Genomic DNA, 7,613 nt, shown 5'->3' with positions numbered 1-7,613 from the left:
GCGATCGTCGAGGCAGCCGAGAAGCACCAGGCCGACGCGATCGGCATGAGCGGCCTGCTGGTGAAGTCCACCATGGTGATGAAGGACAACCTCGCCGAGCTCGACGCCCAGGGCCTGGGCGGCAAGTACCCGGTGATGCTGGGTGGCGCGGCGCTGACCCGCAGCTTCGTCGAGCACGACCTCAACGAGCAGTTCTCCGGCGACGTGCGCTACGCCAAGGACGCCTTCGAGGGCCTGGCCCTCATGGATGCCGTGATGGCCGTGAAGCGCGGCGAGCCCGGCGCCAAGCTGCCCGAGATCAAGCCGCGACGCGTCCCCAAGGGCCCCAGCGTCGAGATCGAGGAGCCCGAGCTGGGCGTGCGCAGCGACGTCGCCCGCCCCACGCCCGAAGGGGGAGTGGACGTCCCCACGCCGCCCTTCTGGGGAAGTCGCGTCGTGAAGGGCATCAAGCTGGCCGAGGTGGTCGACTGGCTCGACGAGCGCGCCACCTTCCTGGGGCAGTGGGGTCTCAAGCCGGGACGTGGCCAGGACGGTGCCTCCTACGAGGAGCTGGTGGAGACCGAGGGGCGGCCGCGACTGCGCATGTGGCTGGACCGCATCAAGGCCGACTCGCTGGCCAACTTCGCCGTCGTGCACGGCTACTTCCCGGTCTACTCGATCGACGAGACGCTGGTGCTGCTCGACCCCGAGGACCACGGCCGGGAACTGACCCGCTTCACCTTCCCGCGGCAGCGCCGGGACCGTCGCCTGTGCCTGGCCGACTTCTTCCGCGACAAGGCCGAGTTCGACGCCCACGGCCCCGACGTGCTGCCGATGCAGCTGGTCACCATGGGCAGCGAGGTGGCGCGCGAGACAGCCAAGCTGTTCGAGGCCAACTCCTACCGCGACTACCTCGAGCTGCACGGGCTGAGCGTGCAGCTCACCGAGGCTCTGGCTGAGTACTGGCATGCCCGCACCCGCGAGGAGCTCGGCTATGCGGCGACGCAGTCGACGGTGGACCGCGCAATCCAGAAGCAGGACTACCGCGGCTCGCGCTACTCCTTCGGCTACCCGGCCTGCCCCGAGCTGGAGGATCGCGCCACGCTGGTGGAGTTGCTGGAGCCGTGGCGCATCGGGGTCGAGCTGTCGGAGGAGCTGCAGCTGCATCCAGAGCAGTCCACCGACGCGATCGTGGTGCACCACCCGGAGGCGAAGTACTTCAACGCGAAGTGAGGTGGGTGCCGGGCAGGTCCACTGCCCGGCACGCGCCTCAGTTGGGAGTGCCTCCCAAGAGGCCCTGACCAGCACCTCCGCAGCACTTGTTGAGAATGATGGCGAGTGTCATACCAGTCGTTGACAAGGGGTGATGGGTGGGGGAGTGTTGGCCGTGTCAGCACCACCGGCACACAGCACAACCCATCAGGAGGAGTCACCATGAGCGCCACCCTTGAGCACACCGAGCACATCGGACACGACCACCAGCACGGCACCGACTGCGGCCACGAGGCGGTCCAGCACGGCGACCACGTCGACTACATCCACGACGGCCACGCACACTTCCAGCACGACGGCCACTACGACGAGTGCAATACCTGCACCTGCGACGGCTGCAATGACACCTGCGTGAAGTGCGACTGCGCCAACTGCACCTGCCCCACCTGCGAGCACGCCGCCTGAGTGAGGCCGCGGCACATCCAGCAGGATCGCAAAACCCCAGGAGGACCCGGCCCCGGCCGGGTCCTCCTGCCCATTCCCACACCTGGTCCTCCCAGGCCTGTTCCTTTGCTGCCCGTCAACGCCATACACCGCCTGCACCTGGCAGCCCCCAACTAGTCTTGGATCCATGTTGCGTCTGACCAGCCCCACGATCACTGACCGCCAGCCGCTCCCGGTCCAGGTGGTGGGCCCCGGGCAGGGGGAGAACCTGTCGCCCGCACTGGAGTGGAACAGTGACGCGCCGGCCCCCGCCGCCTGGGCGCTGCAGCTCACCGACGACGACGCCCCCGACTACCGCCACTGGATGGTGCTGCTGCCCGGCCACGTCTCGGCGCTGGAGGCCGGACTGCTGCCCGACGGTGCCGTGCAGGGACAGGGCACCCGCGCGCTGGGCTACGAGGGCCCCTGCCCGCCCTCGGGCACCCACCACTACGTCTTCACCCTGAGCGCGCTGGCGGCGATGCCCGGGCTGGCCGAGGGCTTCGAGGGCTCCGACTTCGACCGGGCCGTCGCCGAGCACGCGGTGGAGTCCGCGACGCTTCGTGGCACCCACCGTCCCCGCATCGAGCACATGGTGCGCGTCGAACTGGGCCGGGTGCTCAACGGCGCCCGCAAGCGGTTGCCTGCGGGCGCCGTGGCGCGCCTGGTGCGTCGGGGCTGATCCTGCGGGTCAGCGCCCGCAGAACTGGGCCGTCGGGCCGTTCCAGGCCAGCACCTGCGGGGAACCCGAGCAGATGGTGGAGGTGACCACCGGCTGCTGGCCCTCCTGGGCGGTGGCGGCCGGCGCCAGGCCGGGGATGCGCGCCTCGGAGGAGAGCACCGACTGCCAGAAGCCGGGCATGGCCGAGGCCACCATCTTGGTGCTGGCCGGGTCCAGCCCGTTCAGCTTGGCGGCGGCCCGGTAGGCCTCGTCCCGGCCCATCACATCGTCGACGAGCTTCTTCTCCTTGGCCGTCTCGGGATCGAAGATGTGCGCGCCCAGGTCATTGCGGATCGTTGCGGCAGGGATCTTTCGGTGGGTCGAGACCCAGTTGACGAAGCCGTCGTACTCGCGGTTGATGCCGTCGCTCCAGACCTTGCGCTCCTCGGCGGTCATGTCGCGGAAGGGATTGCCGAAGTCCTTGCCCTTGCCGGCGCTGATGTACTCGCTCTCGATGCCGCCGGTGGTGGTGACGCCGCCGCCCAGCAGGCCTCCGTCGACTGCCTTGACGTCCTTGTAGCGGTCGAAGGGGCCGCTGATCACGCCGATGCTGCCGGTCAGGGTGCCGTGGTCGGCGATGATCCGGTCGGCCGGCGCCATCGCGAACATGCCACCCGAGGCGCTCATGCCCTCGACGACCGCGACGACCTTGTGGCCGGTGCGCTTCTGGTAGCGCTCGACGGCCTCACCGATGGCACGGGCGCCGTTGATGGTGCCGCCGGGGGTGTCCATGCGCAGCACCAGGCCGCCGGCGTCGTCCTTGCCGATCTTGTCGATGGTGTCGGCGATCTCGTAGCCGTAGGTGGCCTGGGTGAGGCCCATGCCGGAGTCGCCGCCGGCCATGATGGCGCCGCGCACGTCGATGGCGCGCAGCGTGTCCTTGGCGTCCTCGGGGCCCCAGACGGTTTCGGTGGCGGTGCTCAGGTCACTGGAGCTGCCCATACCGACCTTGCTGAGGGCCGCGCCGAGGGCGGTGAACAGCAGACCCATCAAGGTGCTCGCGATCAGGGACAGGGCCAGGGTGACCACGCCGATGCCCAACGCAGCACCGGCGCCGATGCCGAAGCCGCGGTGGAACCAGTTGGGCTCGGGATCGGGCCCGCCGAACTGGATGGTGCGCCGGGAGGACTTGCCCTTGGGTGCCATGGGGGCGGGGGCAACGGGCTGTTGGGGCGGCGGGAACTGCGTGCTGGGGGTCTGGGTGCTCTGGTCGGGCCGCGGCGCGGCGGAGGAACCGGTGCCCGGCTGCATGCCGGGGCCGTCGGGGGTGGGCGACTGGGCGTCGTCGGGAGTGGTCATCAGGAGCCTTCCGGGTCGATCGTGTCACTCCCATCCTGACTGATCCGGAGCCGGTCGGCATGGATCTTTGGTCGGGTGGTGCACCCACTCTGGAAGAATGGGAGCCATCATGAAGAATTCCTCCTTCACCGCAGCCCGCCCCGAGGCCGTCCTGTGGGACTTCGACAGCACCCTGGTCAACACCGAGCCCCTGTGGACGCAGATGGAGGTGGAGGTGGCCCGGCGCCACGGCATCGAGTGGAGCGAGCAGGAATCGGCCAGCATCGTCGGCACCGCCGTCACGCGCCTGGCCGAGATCTTCTCCGAGCGCAGCGGCGGCCGGGTCGATGCGGGCACGATCCTCGACGACCTCGTCGGCGGAGTCATCGAGAGTGCCACCCGCCAGGGCGAGGAACTCTTCCTGCCCGGCACCCGCGCACTGCTCGCCGAGATGGAACAGCAGGGGGTCAAACTCGCGCTGGTCAGCTCCAGTCCCCGCCACATGATCGACAAGATCCTGGCCGGGCTGCCCGCGCTGGGCTTCAGCGAGATCGTCGGCGGCGACGAGGTCAGTGCCAACAAGCCGGACCCCGAGCCCTATCGCAAGGCCGCCGAACTGCTCGGGGTCGACGTCACCAAGTGCCTGGTGCTCGAGGACAGCACCACCGGAGCCGACAGCGGCAACGGCGCCGGTGCCGTCGTGGTCGCCATCCCGGCCATGGCCCCGGTGCCCGAGGCCCGCCGACGCGTCGTGATCGACAGCCTGCAGGACGTCACCGTCGCACAGCTCTTCCAGCTCTACCGCCGCTGCATCGGCCAGCCCGCCAAGCTGGTGGCGCCCCCGCCGCCGGCCACCGAGAACCTGTCGGGCGTGCGCACCGGCGTGATGCAGGCCGGCGAACGCGTCACCCTCACCGACTCCAAGGGACGACGCCACTCGCTGCTGCTCACGCCTGGCAAGAGCTTCCACGCCACCAAGGGCGGAATCCGCCACGAGCAGATCATCGGCCAGCCCGAGGGGATCACCGTCGACAGCGTCGGCGGCGCCACCTACCTGGTGATGCGCCCGCTGCTCAACGACTACATGGTCTCGATGCCTCGCGAGGCCGCGGTCATCTACCCCAAGGACGCAGCCCAGATCCTCATGTGGGGAGACATCTACCCCGGCGCCCGGGTGCTGGAGGCCGGCGTCGGCTCCGGCGCCCTGTCGCTGGCGATGCTGCGCGCCATCGGACCGAACGGCACCCTCAACTCCTACGAGCGCCGCGAGGACTTCGCCGAAGTGGCCCGCAACAATGTCGAGACCTTCCTGGGCGAAGCCCACCCGGGCTGGAAGCTGACCGTCGGTGACCTGGTGGAGAGCCTGCGCGACGAACCCGTCGACCGTGCCGTGCTCGACATGCTCGCCCCCTGGGAGTGCATCGACGCCGTCGGCGACGTGCTGGTGCCCGGCGGCGTGCTCACCTGCTACGTCGCCACCGCCACCCAGCTCGGCCGCGTCATGGACACCCTGCGCGCCCACGGCGGCTGGACCGAACCGCAGGCCACCGAGACCACCCAGCGCGACTGGCACGCCGAGGGCCTCGCGATCCGGCCCGGGCACGGCTCCACCGGCCACACCGGCTTCCTGGTGCACTCGCGTCGCCTGGCCCCCGGCGTCGAGGCCCCGATGCGCAAGCGTCGCCCCGCCGCCGGCGCCTACGGCCCCGACTACACCGGACCGCGCCCCAAGAACGTGCCGATGAGCAACCAGGAGGTCCCCGAGAACGGCATGGCAGAGCCCCGTCCGGGACGCCCGTCGGAGCTCGGCGTGCCCGCGCCGTCGGCCACCATCGAGCCGGCATCCGTCGAGGAGACGGGCGCCTGACATGCCCTTCGACCCGAACTGCCAGCCCGGCAAGGGATTCGACCACCGCCTCGGGGTCGCCGAACGACGCATGGCCGATGCCCGCGCGGACGCCCGCAACCTGGCGGCGCAGAATGAGAAGCTCAACGCCACCCTCAAGGAGGCGCGCTCGCGGCTGGTCGGGTTGAAGCAGGAGGTCGACGCGCTGTCGAAGCCGCCGCTGAACCTGGTGCTGGTGGTGTGGATCGTCGAGGCATCCGGCGAGGATCCCGGCATGCTCGAGGTCAGCGCCCTGGGACGGCTGATGCGGGTCGCGGCGCTGCCGGAGGTGCTCAGCGGCGCCCAGGTGGGGCGCGGCGTGCTGCTGAACGAGTCGAGCGTCGCCGTCGCGCTGTGTGACTTGCCGCTCTCGGGGGAGCTGGCCCGGGTGGTCGAGGCCGGCCCCGGGGGAGTGGTGGTGCAGTCGTCGGCCGGTGACGAGGTGCTGCTGGCCCGGGTCCCCAGTCTGGACGAGGTCGACGTCGACGCCGGCGACACTGTCTTGGTGGACCGCAGGGCGGGACTCGCGCTGGCCAGGGTGACGCGCAGCCAGGTGGAGGAATTGGTGCTGGAGGAGGTGCCCGATGTCTCCTATGACGACATCGGCGGCCTGGGCCAGCAGATCCAGCAGATCCGCGACGCCGTCGAGCTTCCCTTCCAGCACAGGGATGCCTACCGTCGCTACCAGCTCACCGCCCCCAAGGGCATCCTTCTCTACGGTCCGCCCGGCTGCGGCAAGACGATGATCGCCAAGGCCGTCGCCAATGCCCTGGGCGGGGGAGCCTCCGGCGCCGAGGGTGGTTCCTGGTTCCTCAACGTCAAGGGCCCCGAGCTGCTCACCAAGTACGTGGGCGAGTCCGAACGCCAGATCCGCGCCATCTTCGCCCGCGCCCGGGAACACGCCAGCGACGGCCGCCCCGTCGTGGTCTTCTTCGACGAGATGGACTCCCTCTTCCGCACCCGCGGCTCCGGCGTCAGCTCCGACGTGGAGAACACCATCGTTCCCCAGCTCCTCAGCGAGATCGACGGGGTGGAGGGCATCGACAATGTCATCATCATCGGCGCCTCCAACCGCGAGGACATGATCGACCCGGCCATCCTGCGCCCCGGGCGCCTGGACGTGAAGGTGAAGCTGGAGCGCCCCGACGCCGACGGCGCCCGCGAGATCCTGTCCAAGTACCTCACCGAGGCCACACCACTGGCGCCCGGCGTCGAGTCCGCCTGCGCGCTGGTGGAGCTGGCCGTCGAGGAGATCTTCGCCGTCGCCGACCGCAACCGCTTCCTCGAGGTCACCTATGCCAGCGGCGCCCGCGAGGTGCTCCACTTCGGCGACTTCGCCAGCGGCGCCATGCTGCGCAATGTGGTCGACCGCGCCAAGACCGCCGCCATCAAGGACGAACTGGCCGGCGGCCCCGGAGGCGTTTCGCGCGAGGGGATCGTCGAGGCCTGCCGCGCCGAGTTCGTCGAGAACGAGGACCTGCCCAACACCAGCAATCCCGACGACTGGGCGCGCATCAGCGGCCGTCGCGGGGAACGCATCGTCTTCCTGCGCTCCCTGGTGGGCTCGGGCCGCGGGACGGCGGTCGACTGATGGCCAAGCAGCGCAAACAGCCCAGTTCCCGAGGTGCCAGGAAGGGCAAGGCGCAGGTCGCCGTCTCGCGCATCGAGCAGCACCACGTCGACGCCTTCACCGAGCTCGGTGCCGACTGGGCCGACCGCGCCACGAGCCTGCTGCGTTCGCGCACCGAGGGCACCGGCTTCGGCCTGGCCGTGACCGTCGACGGTGAGGCCGCTGGCCTCGTGGGGGTGCGCTTCGGCGAGCCCTGGGAGCTGCACGACCTGCACGTCCACCCCGACCGCCGCGGTCAGGGGATCGGCACGCGACTGGTGACGGCCGTGGAGGAACTCGCGCGCCTGACCGGCTCGCTGCGGGTCATGGTCGGCCTCGACAACCAGGACGCGCGTCGGCTCGTCCAGCGACTGGGCTACCAGGCCACCGGCGAGCTGCAGACCAGCACCTACACGCATCTGGACGACGACGGCACCCCGCACCAG

General features: G+C 70.2%; 7 protein-coding genes. 6 read left to right on the top strand and 1 reads right to left on the bottom strand.

Annotation, left to right across the window (positions count from 1 at the left end; all coding sequences use genetic code 11):
- The 3 genes from ACHFFZ_RS05520 to ACHFFZ_RS05510 all read left to right on the top strand — a co-directional run.
- Positions 1–1,212: vitamin B12 dependent-methionine synthase activation domain-containing protein (locus ACHFFZ_RS05520; protein ID WP_394275659.1), on the top strand; the 1,212-nt coding region annotated here is incomplete at its 5' end.
- 201 nt (positions 1,213–1,413) lie between these two features.
- On the top strand, positions 1,414–1,656 hold the full coding sequence (locus ACHFFZ_RS05515) for a hypothetical protein (protein ID WP_394275658.1): 243 nt from the start codon (positions 1,414–1,416) through the stop codon (positions 1,654–1,656).
- Positions 1,657–1,822: 166 nt separating this feature from the next.
- Positions 1,823–2,356, top strand: coding sequence for a YbhB/YbcL family Raf kinase inhibitor-like protein (locus tag ACHFFZ_RS05510; protein WP_394275657.1), 534 nt, complete (start codon positions 1,823–1,825; stop codon positions 2,354–2,356).
- Positions 2,357–2,365: 9 nt separating this feature from the next.
- Here the strand turns inward: ACHFFZ_RS05510 and ACHFFZ_RS05505 are convergent, their stop codons facing one another.
- Positions 2,366–3,694: a S49 family peptidase gene (locus ACHFFZ_RS05505; protein WP_394275656.1), complete on the bottom strand. Its 1,329-nt coding sequence runs from the start codon at positions 3,692–3,694 to the stop codon at positions 2,366–2,368.
- Between the two features lie 109 nt (positions 3,695–3,803).
- Between ACHFFZ_RS05505 and ACHFFZ_RS05500 the strand changes: the two genes are divergently transcribed.
- From ACHFFZ_RS05500 to ACHFFZ_RS05490, 3 genes are all read left to right on the top strand, one after another.
- Positions 3,804–5,540, top strand: a complete 1,737-nt coding sequence (locus ACHFFZ_RS05500) for an HAD-IA family hydrolase (protein ID WP_394275655.1) — start codon at positions 3,804–3,806, stop codon at positions 5,538–5,540.
- A gap of 1 nt (position 5,541) precedes the next feature.
- Positions 5,542–7,149, top strand: coding sequence for a proteasome ATPase (gene arc / locus ACHFFZ_RS05495; RefSeq protein ID WP_394275654.1), 1,608 nt, complete (start codon positions 5,542–5,544; stop codon positions 7,147–7,149).
- Positions 7,149–7,613, top strand: a 465-nt coding sequence (locus ACHFFZ_RS05490; RefSeq protein ID WP_394275653.1) for a GNAT family N-acetyltransferase, incomplete at its 3' end; no start/stop codon positions are given. The genes arc and ACHFFZ_RS05490, both read left to right, overlap by 1 nt.

Source organism: Luteococcus sp., assembly GCF_043424415.1.
In the GTDB taxonomy this organism is placed as follows: domain Bacteria; phylum Actinomycetota; class Actinomycetes; order Propionibacteriales; family Propionibacteriaceae; genus Luteococcus.
Note: the sequence above shows the minus strand (reverse complement) of the source record. Positions and strands in the feature narration are given on the sequence as shown.

Bases quoted from the DNA above. Each gene is read 5' to 3' on its own strand.
- ACHFFZ_RS05500 (WP_394275655.1), top strand. From the start codon at position 3,804: ATGAAGAATTCCTCCTTCACCGCAGCCCGCCCCGAGGCCGTCCTGTGG.
- ACHFFZ_RS05505 (WP_394275656.1), bottom strand. From the start codon at position 3,694: ATGACCACTCCCGACGACGCCCAGTCGCCCACCCCCGACGGCCCCGGC.
- arc (WP_394275654.1), top strand. From the start codon at position 5,542: ATGCCCTTCGACCCGAACTGCCAGCCCGGCAAGGGATTCGACCACCGC.
- ACHFFZ_RS05515 (WP_394275658.1), top strand. From the start codon at position 1,414: ATGAGCGCCACCCTTGAGCACACCGAGCACATCGGACACGACCACCAG.
- ACHFFZ_RS05510 (WP_394275657.1), top strand. From the start codon at position 1,823: ATGTTGCGTCTGACCAGCCCCACGATCACTGACCGCCAGCCGCTCCCG.